The 15,587-nt window shown below is 71.7% G+C and carries 16 protein-coding genes; 6 read left to right on the top strand and 10 right to left on the bottom strand.

Features of this window, described 5'->3' with window-relative positions:
- Nucleotides 1-27: 27 nt before the first annotated feature.
- Entirely contained in the window at nt 28-897 is an 870-nt protein-coding gene (locus RCP38_RS02375) for a 1,4-dihydroxy-2-naphthoate polyprenyltransferase (protein WP_308475371.1), read from the top strand.
- A 71-nt stretch (nt 898-968) separates the two neighbouring features.
- Here the strand turns inward: RCP38_RS02375 and RCP38_RS02370 are convergent, their stop codons facing one another.
- On the bottom strand, nt 969-1,220 hold the full coding sequence (locus RCP38_RS02370) for a DUF4229 domain-containing protein (RefSeq protein WP_308477028.1): 252 nt from the start codon (nt 1,218-1,220) through the stop codon (nt 969-971).
- 121 nt (nt 1,221-1,341) lie between these two features.
- Between RCP38_RS02370 and RCP38_RS02365 the strand changes: the two genes are divergently transcribed.
- The gene (locus RCP38_RS02365; RefSeq protein WP_308475370.1) at nt 1,342-1,491 is read left to right on the top strand and encodes a hypothetical protein; all 150 of its coding nucleotides are present in this window, start codon (nt 1,342-1,344) and stop codon (nt 1,489-1,491) included.
- 24 nt (nt 1,492-1,515) lie between these two features.
- Here RCP38_RS02365 and RCP38_RS02360 read toward each other — a convergent pair whose 3' ends face one another.
- From RCP38_RS02360 to hemL, 7 genes are all read right to left on the bottom strand, one after another.
- On the bottom strand, nt 1,516-2,844 hold the full coding sequence (locus RCP38_RS02360) for a MinD/ParA family ATP-binding protein (RefSeq protein ID WP_308475369.1): 1,329 nt from the start codon (nt 2,842-2,844) through the stop codon (nt 1,516-1,518).
- A 90-nt stretch (nt 2,845-2,934) separates the two neighbouring features.
- Entirely contained in the window at nt 2,935-3,849 is a 915-nt protein-coding gene (gene ccsB, locus RCP38_RS02355; protein ID WP_373692491.1) for a c-type cytochrome biogenesis protein CcsB, read from the bottom strand.
- 65 nt (nt 3,850-3,914) lie between these two features.
- On the bottom strand, nt 3,915-5,498 hold the full coding sequence (locus RCP38_RS02350) for a cytochrome c biogenesis protein ResB (protein WP_308475367.1): 1,584 nt from the start codon (nt 5,496-5,498) through the stop codon (nt 3,915-3,917).
- Complete coding sequence (locus RCP38_RS02345; protein ID WP_308475366.1) at nt 5,498-6,277, bottom strand: cytochrome c biogenesis CcdA family protein; 780 nt, start codon at nt 6,275-6,277, stop codon at nt 5,498-5,500. Before RCP38_RS02345 ends, RCP38_RS02350 begins: the two co-directional genes overlap by 1 nt.
- The gene (locus tag RCP38_RS02340; RefSeq protein WP_308475365.1) at nt 6,274-6,882 is read right to left on the bottom strand and encodes a TlpA disulfide reductase family protein; all 609 of its coding nucleotides are present in this window, start codon (nt 6,880-6,882) and stop codon (nt 6,274-6,276) included. The genes RCP38_RS02345 and RCP38_RS02340 overlap by 4 nt, the downstream gene beginning before the upstream one ends.
- 2 nt (nt 6,883-6,884) lie before the next feature.
- A complete protein-coding gene (locus tag RCP38_RS02335; RefSeq protein WP_308475364.1) occupies nt 6,885-7,493 on the bottom strand; it encodes a histidine phosphatase family protein in 609 nt (202 codons plus the stop codon).
- A gap of 5 nt (nt 7,494-7,498) precedes the next feature.
- Nucleotides 7,499-8,815 (bottom strand): glutamate-1-semialdehyde 2,1-aminomutase, encoded by a 1,317-nt coding sequence (gene hemL / locus RCP38_RS02330; protein WP_308475363.1) that lies wholly within the window; start codon nt 8,813-8,815, stop codon nt 7,499-7,501.
- Nucleotides 8,816-8,907: 92 nt separating this feature from the next.
- On the opposite strand from hemL, the gene RCP38_RS02325 reads away from it, so the two are divergent.
- The 4 genes from RCP38_RS02325 to RCP38_RS02310 all read left to right on the top strand — a co-directional run bounded on the left by RCP38_RS02325 (nt 8,908) and on the right by RCP38_RS02310 (nt 12,456).
- Nucleotides 8,908-9,303, top strand: a complete 396-nt coding sequence (locus tag RCP38_RS02325; RefSeq protein WP_308475362.1) for a nitroreductase family deazaflavin-dependent oxidoreductase — start codon at nt 8,908-8,910, stop codon at nt 9,301-9,303.
- A gap of 3 nt (nt 9,304-9,306) precedes the next feature.
- Complete coding sequence (locus tag RCP38_RS02320) at nt 9,307-9,687, top strand: nitroreductase family deazaflavin-dependent oxidoreductase (protein WP_308475361.1); 381 nt, start codon at nt 9,307-9,309, stop codon at nt 9,685-9,687.
- Nucleotides 9,688-9,692: 5 nt separating this feature from the next.
- Nucleotides 9,693-10,877: a JmjC domain-containing protein gene (locus RCP38_RS02315; RefSeq protein ID WP_308475360.1), complete on the top strand. Its 1,185-nt coding sequence runs from the start codon at nt 9,693-9,695 to the stop codon at nt 10,875-10,877.
- 133 nt (nt 10,878-11,010) lie between these two features.
- Complete coding sequence (locus tag RCP38_RS02310) at nt 11,011-12,456, top strand: PPE family protein (RefSeq protein WP_308475359.1); 1,446 nt, start codon at nt 11,011-11,013, stop codon at nt 12,454-12,456.
- 13 nt (nt 12,457-12,469) lie between these two features.
- On the opposite strand, the gene RCP38_RS02305 is transcribed toward RCP38_RS02310, so the two are convergent.
- Nucleotides 12,470-13,864 (bottom strand): PGRS repeat-containing protein, encoded by a 1,395-nt coding sequence (locus RCP38_RS02305; protein ID WP_308475358.1) that lies wholly within the window; start codon nt 13,862-13,864, stop codon nt 12,470-12,472.
- Between the two features lie 165 nt (nt 13,865-14,029).
- Nucleotides 14,030-15,439 carry a PPE family protein, SVP subgroup gene (locus tag RCP38_RS02300; protein WP_308475357.1) on the bottom strand — a complete coding sequence of 470 codons (1,410 nt, stop codon included), beginning with the start codon at nt 15,437-15,439 and terminating at the stop codon, nt 14,030-14,032.
- Nucleotides 15,440-15,587: the final 148 nt, after the last annotated feature.

Raw genomic sequence — 15,587 nt, 5'->3', positions numbered from 1 at the left:
GCTCCTCCCACGTGCAAGGATCGTGCTGTGGCCAGCTTTTCACAGTGGATCGAGGGGGCTCGTCCCCGTACCCTGCCCAACGCGATCGCCCCGGTAATCGCCGGGACCGGCGCCGCGGCCTGGCTGGGCGGGGCGGTGTGGTGGAAGGCCCTGCTGGCGTTGGCGGTCGCGGTGGCCCTGATCATCGGGGTGAACTTCGCCAACGACTACTCCGACGGCATCCGCGGTACCGACGACGACCGCACCGGCCCGCTGCGGCTGGTGGGCTCGGGAGTGGCGTCGCCGCGGGCGGTGCTGACCGCGGCGATCGTCGCACTGTCGGTGGGCGCACTGGCCGGTCTGGCGCTGGCGTTGGTCAGCGCGCCGTGGCTGCTGGCGGTGGGCGCGGTCTGCATCGCCGGGGCCTGGCTGTATACCGGCGGATCGCGGCCCTACGGTTATGCCGGCTACGGCGAGATCGCGGTGTTCGTGTTCTTCGGGCTGGTCGCGGTGCTGGGCACCCAGTACACCCAGGCGGGGCGGGTGGACTGGGTCGGCGGGGCGCTGGCGATCGGGATCGGGGCGCTGTCGTCGGCGGTGCTGGTCGCCAACAATCTGCGGGATATCGCCACCGATAAGCCCGCGGGCAAGATCACCCTGGCGGTGCGCCTCGGTGATGCCCGCACCCGGGTGCTGTTCCAGTTGCTGATCGCCGTCGCCGCGGTGTTGACGCTGGCGCTGATGCGGGCCACGCCGTGGTGCGCGGCCGGGCTTCTCGCCACCCCGCTGGCGCTGCGGGCCGCCGCGCCGGTGCGCACCGGGCGGGGCGGCGTCGCGCTGATCCCGGTGCTTCGCGACACGGGGTTGACCATGCTGGTGTGGGCGATCGCGGAGGCGACGGCGCTGTCCCTCCGTTGATTCTGCAGCCAGGGCGGTAGCTACTCGCACTTCTGCGCCCTGAGCGCAGAGTCAACGGGAGAAAAAGGGGGCTACTCGCCGCGCAGGCGGGCCTGCAGCTCCGCGCGCTCCCGGCGCCGGCGCTCGCCCGCCTCGGACAGGCTCTCGTTGGCCCGCTTACGCAGCGGCGTGAACAGCCACATCCCCAGCGGCAGCGCCACGACCAACGCCAACATCGCCGCGACGATCAGCGGGAAATCGGTCAGCCCGATCAGTCGGCCCACCCCGGCGATCACCGCCGTCAACGCAACCACCAGCGCCAACCGAGCGGCCGTATAGACCATCACATCGACTACCGCACGGCCCAGCTGAGCCCGACTTGTCGTCACGGTTGTCCACCCTACTGGCGGGCCGCAACCGCGCCGCAGCCGCTCACGGTATATTCGGCGCCAGGAGGTGTCGCGAGTGCTCTACCTGCTCCTCGCCGTGGGCTTCGGAATGCTGTTCTACGTCGCCCTGCGTGCCACCCGCGAACGGCCGCGGACGCGTGTGATCGGCCCGGACGACGATCCGGAATTCCTCTGGCGCATCAGCCACGGCGACAATCAGCCGTAGCCGACCGGATACCGGTTCGCCGACCTACACGAAGTGCTGGTTGAACCGGTCGTCGCCGGGGAACGCCTCGGCCACCACCGCCGCCAGCTCGACCAGCGCCTCGCGGGTCTCACGCTTGAGCCGCATCATGTCGATCTCCGCGCCTTCTTCGAGGTGCGGATCGAACGGCACCAGCCGCACCGCACGGCAGCGCCGGGAGAAGTGGTCGACGACCTTCTGCATGTCGACCTTGCCGGAGCGCGGCCGCACCGCGTTGATCACCGCGATCGAGTTCCGCACCAAGTCCTCGTGGCCGTGGGCGTCGAGCCAGTCCAGGGTGGCCGAGGCGCTGCGCGCACCGTCGACCGAACCGGAACTGACCACGATCATGGTGTCGGCCTTGGCCAGCACCGCCGACATCGCCGAGTGCATCAGCCCGGTCCCGCAGTCGGTCAGCACCAGGCTGTAGAAGCGCTCCAGCACCTGCAGTGTGCGGGCGTAGTCCTCGGCGCTGAACGCCTCCGACACCGCGGGGTCGGTCTCCGAGGCCAGCACCTCCAGCCGGCTGGGTCCCTGGTTGGTGTAGCTGCGGACGTCGCTGTAGCGCTGGATGCCGTCGGCGTCGCGCAGCAGATGCCGCACCGTCGCCGGGGTCTCCATCGGCACCTTCTGGCTCAGCGTGCCGCGGTCGGGGTTGGCGTCCACGGCCACCACCCGGTCGCCGCGGATGGAGGCGAAGGTGGCGCCCAGGGTGGCGGTGATCGTGGTCTTGCCGACGCCGCCCTTCAGCGACAGCACCGCGATCCGGTGACAGCCCTGCAGCGGCCGGTTCACCTGCACCACCAGGTCGTTGAAGCGGGCGGTGCGCGGGCTCTCGCCGACGTTGATCAGCTGGCCGGAGAGCACGTAGAGCAGTCGGCGCCACCCCGTCGTCGGCGGTGGCTTGACCTGCCGCAGCAGCGACGTGGTGGACAGGTCCGAGAACGGGGCGATGGAGTCGCCGGCACGCTGCGGGCCCTGCCCGGCGCCGGTGTTGCCGCCGTAGTAGACCGGAGCCGGGTTCTCCATCGGTTGCGGAACCCAGGTCGGCGCCGGGGCGGGGTTCCAGGCCTGCTGCTGGGTCGCGGCGTCGGCCGGGGCCGCCGGCCACGGGTCGACCGGATCGGCGAACCGGCGCTCGGTGCGGAAGCCGCCGAACGACCGCGTGTCGGGGGCCTCGGCCTGTGGCGCGAACGCCCCGGTGTCGGCACCGGCCGAGCCGCCCGGAACACCTTCGGTGGGCGTGTCACCGGGCTGATACGGCTGGAACTGAGTGGTCGGATGATCCGTCACGTCGCGGCCCGTAGTGGCTTCACCGGGTGCTTGGTCGGTCACTGGCGTCTCCCCGTCACGCTAGATAGGTCCTCAATGGACGTCGTTATCGGCAGGGTAGCGCAGCAGCCATAAAGGAAACTGACAGCTGGGTTAGCCGACCCCGGCGTAGGAGTGCAATCCGACGGTCACCAGGTTGACGAAGAACAGGTTGAAGATCATCGCGGCGAAGCCGACGACGTTGATCCAGGCGGCCTTGTAGTCCCGCCACCCGGCCGTGGAGCGGGCATGCAGGTAGGCCGCGTAGACGATCCACGCGACGAAGGAGACCGTCTCCTTGGGGTCCCAGCCCCAGTACCGGCCCCACGCGCCTTCGGCCCAGATCGCCCCGAAGATCACCCCGAATCCGAAGACCGGGAAGGCGAAGATGGTGGTCCGGTAGGCGATGCGGTCCAGGGCCTGCGCGTCGGGCAGTCGACGCACCATGCGGGCCAGGGCACCCGGGGTGTCGGGATCGCTGAGCCGCGACGAGCGCAGCAGGAACAGGATGCTGGCCACCCCGGCGACCAGGAAGACCCCGGATCCGATGCTGACGACCGAGACGTGGATGGGCAGCCAGTAGGACTGCAGGGCGGGCATCACCGGTGCCGCGGTGGCGTAGAGCCAGCGCCCGGAGACCGTCAGCATGATCAGCACCGGCAGCAGCACGAACACCCACAGGCTGCGGTGCTGCGGCCGGCGCAGGGCAACGGCCGACGCCGCCAGCCCGGAGAAGCACGTCAGGTTGATGAACTCGTACATGTTGCCCCACGGCGGGCGCAGGGTCGCCGCGCCGCGCAGCACGATGCAGGCCAGCAGCAGTGCGATGCCCAGGTAGACCAGGGCCAGCCCGGCGCGGCCGGCCCGCTCGCCGAAGGATCGCTGTGGCGGCGCCGCCACCACCCCGGGGGTGATGCTGTCGGCGCCCACCGCGCCGGCCGCCACCAGTTCGGCCTCGGCGGGTGCCCGGGAGCGGCTGTAGGCCAATTCGACCGCGAGCAGCAGCAACGCCAGCACCAGCACCACCATCGCGGAGGTGAAGGCCCAGTCGGAGTAGCGCGCCAGCGCGACGTCGATATGCGTCGTGTTCACCTCTAGGCCTCCTTGCCGAACAGTCGGGTCTGCAATCGCTCGAACTCGTCACCCCAGCCGGAGTTGTCGGTGCGAGCCAACCCGCCCAGCTCGACGTTCACCGTACCGGCCGGCCCGGCGGGGGCGATCCGGATCCAGATCCGGCGGCGGCGCACCACCAGCGACACCACCAGGCCCGCCATCATCGTCATCGCGAACACCAGCACCCAGATCTCGGCGGGATCGTGCGACAGCTGGATGTTGACGAACGGCACGGCGCCGTCGAACCGCACCCGGGTGCCGTCGTCGAGGCGGATCTCCTCACCGGCTTTGAGGTTGGACCGGGCCACCTTGGTCAGCCGTTTCTGCTCGATCAATCGCGAGTCCAGGATGAACAGCGCCTGCGGCCGGCCGGTGTCCAGACCGGTGTCGCCGCGGTAGACGTCGATGGCGACCGCGGGGTCGTCCATCGCGGGGAACGCCGAGGACAGCAGCTTGTCGTCGAGATGTTCGGTGGGTGCGAACAGTCCCTGGATGCCGATCTGGTGTTTGCGGCGCTCGTCGGCGTCCGGGTACACCCCGGCCGGCGGGTCGAAGCGCATGGCGCCCGACGACAGCAGCGTCAGCGGATTGTCGGGGCGGAACTGCAGGGTCTGGGTGCGGGTCTGGCCGTCCGGGAAGATCACGGTGAAGGTGGGGGCGTAACCGTGGCCCTGCAGGTAGGCCCGCACACCGTCGACCCGCAGCGGGTGGTTGACCTCCAACTGGTAGGGCCGCCAGTGGCCGGTGCGCAGGTCGTCGCCGATCTGATAGTCGATGTTCGCGGTGAACGAGGTGGCCAGACCGGTCGGCAGGTAGTCGGCGGTGAAGTCGTTGACCCGCACGCACATCGGGTGCAGCTTGGTTCCGTCGACGGTGGCACCGGCGCGGAAGGAGTCGAACACCGCCGGCGACGCCGAACAGAATCCGGGGCCGCCGTCGGCGATCACGATCACGTTGCCCTCGTAGCCGAAGAGTCGGCCGGCGGCCACCGAGGCCAGCAATCCCAGCAGCGCGAAGTGGAAGATCAGGTTGCCGAACTCGCGCAGGTAGCCCTTCTCCGCGGACACCTCGACGGTGCCGGTGGCGTCGTCGGACCGCCGCGTGATGGTCCGCCAGCCGCCCAGTCGGCCCGCCAGCTGCGCGCCGAGTTGTTCGGCATCACCGGTCAGCTGCGTCGCGGCGTGCTTGGGCAGCCGGGTCAGGTTGCGCGGCGCGGCGACCGGGACCGCCCGCAGGTTGCGCAGGTGGTCGAGGGTGCGCGGGGTCAGGCAGCCGATCAGCGATATGCACAGCAGCACGTAGATGGCGGTGAACCAGAAGCTGGAGAAGACATCGAACGCTTGCAGGCGGTTGAGCCACGGGCCCAGCACCGGATGTAGTGCCAGGTATTCGTCGACCTTGCTCGCGTTGAGGCTGCGCTGCGGCAGCAGTGCACCGGGGACCGCGGCCAGGGCCAGCAGCACCAGCAGCACCAGGGCGGTGCCCATCGAGGTCAGCGCCCGCCAGGTGTTGCGGGCTTTCCCGCCGAGCAGCCGCAGAATCGCACGCGGGGAGGAAACGGCCATCAGATCGGCAGCCTCACGTCGGAGACCAGCCCGTCGCGGACGGCGGCCACGAAGTGCTCCCACGCACCGGTGACCAGGGCGATTCCGACCGCGATCAGCAGCACGCCGCCGGCGATCTGGATGGCCCGGGTGTGCCGGCGCAGCCAGCCCAGCCCCGCCACCGCGCTGGCCGAACCGAACGCCAGCGCCACGAACGGGATGCCCAGGCCCAGGCAGTAGGCGATCACCAGCACCACCCCGCGGGCCACCCCGGCGCCGTCGGTGGTCGAGGCGACCGCGATCACGCCGGTCAGTGTCGGCCCCAGGCACGGCGTCCACCCGAGCGCGAAGACCGCCCCCAGCAGGGGCGCCCCGACCACGGTGGACAGTTGCTGCGGGGTGAAGCGGACCTGCCGCTGCAGGGCCGGCACGAAGCCGATGAACACCAGGCCCATCAGGATCGTCACCGCACCGCCGATGCGCTGCAGCAGCGTCTGGTTGGTGATCAACGTGGTGGTCATGCCCAGCACGGCCACCGAGCCGAGCAGGAACACCGCGGTGAATCCGGCGACGAACAACGCCGCCGAGCCCGCCACCCGCCACCGCGCCCCGGCCGGGACCCGCTGGGTGCCGGCGTCGGGCCGTTCGTCGACGCCGACCACGGCCGCCAGGTAGGACAGGTAGCCGGGCACCAGCGGCACCACGCACGGCGAGGCGAACGACACCAGCCCGGCCAGCGCCGATACCGCCACGGCCACCAGCAGGGGGCCGGTGGTGGCGGTGGCGGTCAGCCCGCTCACGGCGCCGCCCCGGTGCTTTCGCCCGCCTCGGCCGCGAGCCGCTCCACCACCGGCTGCAGGTCTTCGGCGAGCACCTCGCGCAGGAACACCGCGGCCACCCGGTGTTGCCGGTCGAGCACCATGGTCGCCGGGATCACCGACGACGGGTAGCGGCCGCCGAACGCGATCATGGTGCGCATCGCCGGGTCGTAGATGGACGGGTAGGTGACCCGGCGGTCTTTGATGAAGTCGCGGGGCGCCTGCGGGGCGGGGTCGCGGACGTCGATGCCCAGAAACGCCACCCCCTTCGACCGGGTGGCGTCGTAAACCTTTTGCAGCTGGCCGATTTCGCTGCGGCACGGGCCGCACCACTGTCCCCACACGTTGACGACGACGACCTGGCCGGGGTAGTCGTCGACGCCCACGGTGCGTGCGGTGTCCATCAGGTCGGGCCCGGAGATCGGGCCGGGGGTGCCGCGGTCGGACGGCGGGTCGTAGAAGATGTCGGTCATCCCGCCGGGCGAGACGAATTCGAACGTGCCGCCGTGGGTGACGGCGTCGTCGCCGACCGCGCAGCCGGAGAGCAGGGCGGCCAACGCCGCCCCGGCGATCAGCATCGCCCGCATCGTCAACCGCCGGCCGGAACCCGGTAATCGACGTCGACGAGACGATCACCGTCGTAGATCAGCGTGGTCACCGACCCCACGCCGCACTCCCGTTTGCGCGGGTCGTGCCAGAGCCGGTTGCCGGTCAGGTGCTGGCGTGCGGTCCACACCGGCAGCTGGTGGCTGACGCACACCACCTCGCGGCCGACGGCGCGTGCCCGGGCCTTGTCCACCGCGGCGGCCATCCGCGCGGCGATCTGCGCGTAGGGCTCGCCCCACGACGGCGTGAACGGGTCGCGCAGCTGCCACCAGAACCGCGGGCTGCGCCAGGCACCGTCACCGGGCGAAACACGCTTGCCCTCGAAGAAATTGGCGGACTCGATCAGGTCCTCGTCGGTGTCGATGACCAGGTTGTGTCGGGCGGCGATCGGGGCGGCGGTCTCCTGGGCGCGCTGCAGCGGCGAGGCGATCACCGCCACGACGTCGCTGTCGGCGAGCAGTTCGGCGGCGGCGACGGCCTGGGCCCGGCCGGTCTCGGAGAGCCGGAAGCCGGGCAGTCGGCCGTACAGGATGCCGTCGGGGTTGTGGACCTCGCCGTGGCGGATCAGGTGGACGCGGGTGTGTTCGGCCATCGGCGTTACGACTCCTGGGTTGCGTCGCGGGCCGCTTGAGCCGCCCTGGGTAGCGCGGCGGCGATCCGCTCGAAGGCTTCGTCGGTGAGCGCGGCCGAGACGAACCACGCTTCGAAAGCACTGCACGGCAGATAGACACCGGCGTCGAGCAGCGCGTGGAAGAACGCCGGGTACCGCCAGGTCGCACTGGCCCGGGCGGCGGCGAAATCGGTGACCGGCGAGTCGGTGAAGAACACGCTGAACATGTTTCCGGCCCGCGGAATCCGGTGCGGCACATCGGCGTCGGTCAGCGCCTCGGCCAGCAGTGCGGTCAGCCGGTCGGCGTTGGCGTCCAACGTCGCGTACACGGCGGCGTCGGCGGCGCGCAGGGTGGCCAGTCCGGCGGCGGTGGCCACCGGGTTCCCCGACAGCGTGCCGGCCTGATACACCGGGCCCAGCGGTGCCAGCCGGTCCATCACCTCGGCGCGCCCGCCGAACGCCGCGGCCGGCATGCCGCCGCTGATGACCTTGCCGAAGGTGAACAGGTCGGCGTCCACCGGGTCCAGGCCGTACCAGCCGCTCGCACTGACCCGGAAGCCGGTCATCACCTCGTCGATGATCAGCAGCGCACCGTGTGCGGCGGTGATCTCCCGCAGCGCGGCGTTGAAGCCGGGCGCCGGTGGCACCACCCCCATGTTGCCGGGGCTGGCCTCGGTGATGACGGCGGCGATCTGGTCGCCGAATTCGGCGAAGGCGCCGCGCACCGCGTCGAGGTCGTTGAAGGGCAGCACGATGGTGTCGGCGGCGGTGGCGCCGGTGACGCCCGGCGATGACGGCAGGCCCAGGGTGGCCACCCCGGAGCCGGCGTCGGCCAGCAGGGCGTCGACGTGGCCGTGGTAGCAGCCGGAGAACTTGACGACCTTGGATCGGCCGGTGAAGCCGCGGGCCAGCCGCAGCGCGCTCATGGTGGCCTCGGTGCCGGAGTTGACCAGCCGGAGCTTCTGCACGGCCGGCACCCGGGCGATGACCTCGGCCGCCAGTTCGGTCTCGCCGCGGGTCGGCGCGCCGAACGACAGGCCGGATCCGACCGCGGTGCGGACCGCGTCGACCACCGCGGGGTGGGCGTGGCCGAGGATCATCGGCCCCCAGGAGCAGACCAGGTCCACGTAACGGTTGCCGTCGACGTCGGTCAGCCAGCAGCCCTGGCCTTCGGCGAGGTAGGGGGGTGTGCCGCCCACCGCGGAGAAGGCCCGCACCGGCGAGTTGACGCCGCCGGGGATCACCGCGCACGCCTCGGCGAACAGTTTCTCCGACACCGCTGTGGCACGATCCGCATTACCCACGACGACCAGTGTCCCAGCTCGCGCGGCATCGATCGACTACAGGGTGTAGTTGAGGGTTGAAGTGGCTCGGCGCCCGGAGTTGGATGGGTGGCATGCAACTTCCGCAGCGACTGGCCCGGTTCAACCGGTATGTCACCAATCCGATCCAGCGGATGTGGGCGGGTTGGGCTCCGTCGTTCGGGATCCTCGAGCACGTCGGGCGGCGCTCCGGGAAGCCCTACCGGACTCCCCTGACGGTGTTCGGCACCTCTGAGGACGGCCGGCCGGGGGTGGCGATCCTGTTGACCTACGGCCCGGACCGGGACTGGTTGAAGAACATCACCGCCGCCGGCAGCGCCCGGATGCGCCGGCACGGTAAGACCTTCGGCGTGACCGACCCGCGGGTGGTGAGCAAGGCCGAGGCCGCCGCCTACGTCAGCCCGGGGGCCCGCAGGGTCTTCGCCCGGCTGCCGTTCGAGCAGGCCGTCCTGCTGTCCAGGCAGGGCTGAGCGGTGCGGTTCTCCGATCGGCGCGCCCGCTTCAACCGGGCGGTGGTCAATCCGCTGTTCCGTCCGATCTGCGGCCTGGTGCCGATGTGGTCGATCGTCGAGCACACCGGCCGGCGTTCCGGCGCGGTCTACCGCACCCCGGTCTCGATGTTCCGCACCGCCGACGGGGTCGCGGTGCTGCTGCCGTACGGGACCCGCCGGGACTGGGTGCGCAACCTGCAGGCCGCCGACGGCGGGCGGGTGACGGTCGGCGGGAAGACGTTCGCGGTCACCGACCCGCAGGTGGTGCCCACCGGCGACGCGCTGCCGCTGTTGAAGGCGCCCTGGCGTCAGTTGCTCGGGCGTGCCGGGGTGCCGCACACGTTGTTGCTCACCCGCGTTTGAGCCCGGTGCCGAACACCGAGATTTCCCTGGCCTGGCTGTTGGCGCCGGTCCCGGTGCCGACGTTCCTCGACGAGCTGTGGGGCGCCGGACCGCACCACATCGCGCGGGACCGGGCCGACTATTTCGCCCCGCTGCTGGACGGGCCGTCGGCGGCCGAGCACCTGCTGACGGCGCTGCGCGCCGAGCCGACCGCGGTGCGTCTGGTGCGTGGCGCCGAGCACCGGGAACCGGCGCACTACACCCGGCCCGACGGCACCCTGGACATCGCGCGGGTGCGGGCGGCGGCCGCAGAGGGCTTCACGATCATCTGCAACAACATCGAGCGGCACCTGCGGGCGATGTCGACGCTGACCCACGGCATCGAGGTCGAGCTGAACTTCCCGACGCACGTCAACGCCTACATCACGCCGCCGCACGCCACCGGGTTCCTGCCGCACTACGACCATCACGACGTGCTGGTGCTGCAGGTCCACGGCGCCAAGACCTGGTTCCGCTACGGGGACGCCGCGGTGCCGCCGCACCGGATGCAGCAACTGCACGAGGTGGACCCCGCCGCACTGCCCGCGCCGAGCCGGCTGCACCTGGCGACCGGCGACACCCTGTATCTGCCGCGCGGGTCGGTGCATTCGGCCGAGACGGCGGCACAGCCCTCGGTGCACCTGACCGTCGGCATCCACGTGCCGACCGTGCTGACCGTGTTGACGCACCTGTTGCAGGCGGCCAGCCTGCGCGACGACGCCCTGCACACCCGGCTGCCGGCCCGGCATCTGGACGATCCGTCGGCCCGCGCGGAACTGGGTGCCCTGGTCGACGGCGGGCTGGCGGCGCTGGGCGCGCCGGAGCTGCTGGGTGACGGTTTGGCGGCGATGCAGGACCTGCTGGTGCGGCGCGGCCGCTGCCCGACTGTCGGCCGGGTCTCCGACACGGTGGACATCGACGCGCAGACCCTGGTGCGCAAGCAGCAGCCGCTGTACTCGCGGGTGACCGCGACCGCCGACGGGGTCGGTCTGCAGTTCGCCCAGCTGCTGGTCACCGCGCGCACCGACCATGAGGCCGCGATGCGTTTCCTGTCGGCGAGCAGCGCGGAGTTCCGGGTGGGTGAGCTGCCGGGGCTGTCGCCGGCCCAGCAGATCGAGCTGGTCCGCAGCCTGCTCATGAGCGGCTTTCTGGTGCGCCTGCCCGCGCGGTGAACCGCGCCGCGATCTGAACTTCCATATCTGCGGACAGATGCCGTCATCATCTCCGCATTCGGAGGAAACTTACAGGAATTTCGTGCGATTTACGGATTATGCTCCGAATAATGATCGCGTACGGAAGGCGGCGATGACGGAGCCGATCTGGATGGCCTCACCACCGGAGGTGCACTCGGCCTTGCTGAGCAGCGGTCCGGGCGCCGGGCCACTGCTGGCCGCCGCCGAGATGTGGGCCGGACTGAGCGCGGAGTATTCCGCTGTGGCGCAAGAACTCTCGGAGATGCTTTCGGCGGTGCAGGCCGGTTCCTGGCAGGGGCCCAGCGCGGAATCCTATGTGGCGGCGAACGTGCCGTATCTGGCCTGGCTGACGCAAGCCGGCGCGAACAGCACCACGCTGGCGACCGGACACCAGATCGCGGCCGCCGCCTACACCGCCGCGGTCGCGGCCATGCCCACCCTGGCCGAACTGGCCGCCAACCATGCCGTTCATGCGGTGCTGGAGGCCACGAATTTCTTTGGGATAAACGCGATTCCGATCGCACTCAACGAGGCGGACTACACCAGGATGTGGGTGCAGGCCGCCACCACCATGTCGACCTATCAATCGGTGGCCGGCGCGGCGGTGGCGTCGTCTCCGGCGGCCGCGACGGCGCCGACGGTGCTCAATCCCGATCCGCCGCAGCACCGCGATCACCAGCACCGCACCGACCAGGCCCCCACCCAGGACTTCGGCAACATCTTCCAGGAGAGTTGGTGGACCACCCGGATCGCCGAGATCAACGAGGCCATCCAGGCCGACATCACCGAGGGCAACCCGGCCGGGATCATCACCCGACTGATCACCGATCCGGTGCTGATGACGATCGCGCCGCACTACGCCGGGGAGATCGTGCTGGGGCTCGCGCCGACGGTCACGTCGCTGACCGAGACCATGCTCGGCCTGGTCTTTCCGGCCGCCCCACTGGCGGGCCTCGCCGGCGTGGCGGGGCTGGGGGCGGTGGGCGCCGGCGCACCGGTGCCGCCCGCTCCGGTGCCGGCGCCGGCCCCGGCACCCGCCGTCACCACGGCACCGACCGCCGCGCCGGCGGCCCCGGCCGCCGCGGCCCCACCGGCCATGGCTCCCCCGACCCTGGCTCCGACCACCGGCGTCATCCCCGCACCGGCGATGCCGCTGCCGGTCACCGGGGCCGAAGCGGCGTTCGTGCCGTATCTGGTCGGCGGCGGCCCGACCTTCGGTGCGGGCGCGACCATGCCCGCGCCGGCCGCCGCCCGAGCGCAGCGCAGCGCCACCCCGGCGGCCGCGACGGCCGGGGTCGCCGCGGGCGGGCGGACGCGGCGACGCCGGCATCGCGAGCGGCGGGTAGACCACGGCGACCGCTACGAATACCTGGATCCGACGGACGCCCTGGCCGCCGATCAGGGCGCCGGGCCGTTGGGCTTCCCGGGTACGGTGCGACAGGAAACCGATTCTGCCGTAACGGGTTTGACCACCACTTCCACCGAAGGCGAGGGGCCGGCGGTGCCGATGCTGCCGCACACCTGGGCACCGCCGAAAGGTCCGCGGGAACCGAGCTGAGTCCGTCGCGGGCTCAGCCGCCGGATTCGACCGGGCCGGCCTGCCCGGGACTGCCCGACGCGCCGGTCGGCCCGGGCGCACCGGAACCGGCCCCCGCTCCCCCGGGACCACCGGTACCGCCCGCTCCGCCGCCGGCGGTGGCGTTACCCACACCGGCGTCGCCGCCGTCGCCGCCGCGCCCGCCGGCCCCGCCGTCGGGGTGGGCCGCCGTCCCGGCGCCGCCGGCGCCCCCGTTGCCGCCGGGGCCACCACCGCCGGCTTCACCGCGATCGGGATTGCCGTTCATACCGTCGCCGCCGTTACCGCCGTCGCCGCCGTTACCGGCGGTGGCGGTGGGCGAACCCGCCGCGCCCCCGTTGCCGCCGACGCCACCGGCGCGCGCATGGCTGGGGTTGCCGCCGGCGCCGCCGGAACCGCTGTCACCGCCGCGGCCGCCGTTGCCGCCGTTGCCCTCGGGCGATCCGGCCAGACCGTCACCGCCGTTGCCGCCCGGGGCACTGAAGCCGCCCGGCCCGGCGTTGCCGAAGATCACCAGGTCACCGGCGTTACCGGAGGCACCCCCGTCGCCGCCGTTACCGCCGGCGGGGTGATCGGCGGTGCCCGCACCGCCGTTGCCGCCGTAGCCGCCGGCACCGCCGGGCCCGCCGAAGCCGGCCACCGCGTTACCGCCGTCCCCGGCGTCGCCCCCGTTGCCGCCGTCGCCGCCGTCGTTGCCCCAGCCGCCGTCCCCGCCGTCGCCGCCGCGGCCGCCGGCACCGAACAGCGAGATGGCGTCGCCGCCCAGCCCGCCGGCGCCGCCGTTGCCCGCGGTGCCGGAGATGCTGTCGAGCCCGTCGCCGCCCCAGCCGCCGTCGCCGCCGTTGCCCAGCAGCCAGCCGCCGGTACCACCGATTCCGCCGTCCGCGCCGGCGCCGCCGTCGCCGCCCCAGCCGCCGTTGCCGATCATCTTGGCGTCGCCGCCGTCGCCGCCGGCCACCCCGAGTTCGCTGTCCTGCGAGGCGCCCGGGTTGTAGCCGTGGCCGCCGTCGCCGAACAGCCACCCGCCGTCGCCGCCGTCGGGGTGCTCGGCCGTGCCCGCGATGCCGTTGCAGATCAGGCCGCAGGCACCGTCGAACGCGAACAGCGGGTTGATCAGCGGGTCGATCAGCAGGCCCGGCCCCTGGATCCACAGCTCACCGAGGTCGTGGATGGTCGCGTAGAGCTGGTTCTGGAACAGCCCGGCGACGACGACTTCCACCACCGACGCCCAGGTGTAGAGGTCGTTGCCGATCACCTGCGACAGGTCCAGCGCGTCCGTGGCATCGGCGGGTGTCGCAGTCACGCTCATCATGTCGAAGAACTGGTCGAACACGTCGTCGATGTCGGCGTGCGCGGGCGGTGTCAGGCCCAGCGCGAGGAAGACCCCCACCGTGCTCGCCGAACCAAGCGTTCGACGACTTCTGCGGTTGCGATTCGTGCTCAACAGACCGGTCCCCCTGACCTTGCGCAGGCAATATCGGGAGCCTAATCAGCGAAATGCGCTGCCACAAGAGCGGAGCGTAAAGCTGAAAAGATCCGCAGTTGCGCCTGGGAGTCAGCGTCCCAGCAGTCGCATCTTCTGCTCGTTGTACTCGTCGTTGGTGATCAATCCACGGTCGCGCAGCTCGGCGAATTCGCGGATCTCCGCGGCGATCCCCATCTGCGGCGTTCCCTCCGCGCCGTCGCCGCCGTCGGTGCCGTCGGACCGGGCAGCGGCGGCCGGGTCACCCGCCGCCCGCTGCGGCATCTGGACCCGCGCCGACGCATTGGCGTCGGGACCGCCGCGCCCGCGGCTGACCGACCCCGCCAGCGCACTGCCGCCCATACCGGCCAGCGCCATCTGACTGAACGCGGTGCCCATGCCGGCCAGCGATGCCGCCGGTGCCGCTGCGGCTCCGGCCGGGCCGGCCAGCGGCGTGGTGTAGTTCAGCGTGCGGATCTCCGGTGCGTTGGCCGCCCAGTTGATCGGCACCGACAGGTTCCCGGCCGAGATCGCCTCCCCCATCGACGCCGACATCGACACGGTGTTCGCCGACGACAGCGCGTCGCCGATGAAGCCCCCCGGCCGGGACGGGGTCAACGGCGAGAACAGGTCGATGGCGTGCAAGATCTCGTACTCCACCTGTTCCAGCCGATCCTGCTCGTTGAGGATCTCCCGGGTGCTGGCATCCGCCGACGACCACGCCCCGGCGGCCAGCGCCAACGCCACCGCGGAGATCGCGTTCAGCCCGAAGATGTCGGTCAGGCTCGGAAACGTGAACAAGTCGTCGAGCGGCGCCGCCGAGCCGGGCAGCGTGGACGCCGCCGACTGCAGCAACGAGTTCTGCTGCGTTCCGAACATCCCCGACGCCAGTTGCCCCAGCAGCGACTGCACGTCCGACGAGGACGAGGTGGCCTCGGCAGCCCCGACGGACGCGGCCTGCCCGATCGGCCCGGCCGGGTTGCTGGTCTGCGGCGGTTCCTGGAACGGCGCCAGTCCGGTGGCGGCGGCCGACGCCGCGGCGTAGGCGTACATGGCGGCGGCGTCCTGGGCCCACATCTCGCCGTAGGCGGCCTCGGTGGCGGCGATCGCCGCGGTATTGGTGCCCAGCACGTTGGTGGCGATCAGCAGCATCAACTGGGCGCGGTTGGCGGCCACCACCGTCGGCGGCACCGTGGCGCTGTGCGCCGCGTCGTAGGCCGCCGCGGCCGCGTTGGCCTGCGCGGTGGTCTGCTCGACCAGGGTCGCGGTCGCCGTCATCCAGCCGATGTAGAGCGACGCGGCCCGCGACAGTGCCAGCGAGGCAGGACCCTGCCAGGCCTGGCCGGTCAGTTCGGAGATCACCGACTCATAGGAGGCGATGGCCGCATGCAGTTCGGCGGAGACCGCACCCCAGGCGGCGGCCGCGGCGCGCATCGGCGCGGAACCGGGCCCGGTGTAGAGGCGCATCGAGTTGATCTCCGGCGGTAGGGCCGCGTAATCCATCACCGACCCCCTCCCTGGGCGTACTACCGGTCTCACGACACCGGCGTGAGTGTATTTGTAACCCAAAACCACCCGGTTGGCCCAATATTCCTGATTTGGCCCGGCCGGTTCGGCATCGCCGCGACCGATGCGCACGCAGGCCGGGGCG

The sequence above is a fragment of the Mycolicibacter sp. MU0083 genome (assembly GCF_963378075.1).
Classification (GTDB): domain Bacteria; phylum Actinomycetota; class Actinomycetes; order Mycobacteriales; family Mycobacteriaceae; genus Mycobacterium; species Mycobacterium kokjensenii.
This window is presented reverse-complemented; position numbering and strand designations above follow the sequence as displayed.

Coding starts and splice junctions, on each gene's coding strand:
- RCP38_RS02300 (WP_308475357.1), bottom strand. CDS start 15,439: ATGGATTACGCGGCCCTACCGCCGGAGATCAACTCGATGCGCCTCTAC.
- RCP38_RS02350 (WP_308475367.1), bottom strand. CDS start 5,498: ATGGCCGTTTCCTCCCCGCGTGCGATTCTGCGGCTGCTCGGCGGGAAA.
- ccsB (WP_373692491.1), bottom strand. CDS start 3,849: ATGGTGGTGCTGGTGCTGGCGTTGCTGCTGCTCGCGGTCGAATTGGCC.
- RCP38_RS02335 (WP_308475364.1), bottom strand. CDS start 7,493: ATGGCCGAACACACCCGCGTCCACCTGATCCGCCACGGCGAGGTCCAC.
- RCP38_RS02325 (WP_308475362.1), top strand. CDS start 8,908: ATGCAACTTCCGCAGCGACTGGCCCGGTTCAACCGGTATGTCACCAAT.
- RCP38_RS02340 (WP_308475365.1), bottom strand. CDS start 6,882: ATGCGGGCGATGCTGATCGCCGGGGCGGCGTTGGCCGCCCTGCTCTCC.
- RCP38_RS02310 (WP_308475359.1), top strand. CDS start 11,011: ATGACGGAGCCGATCTGGATGGCCTCACCACCGGAGGTGCACTCGGCC.
- RCP38_RS02370 (WP_308477028.1), bottom strand. CDS start 1,220: ATGGTCTATACGGCCGCTCGGTTGGCGCTGGTGGTTGCGTTGACGGCG.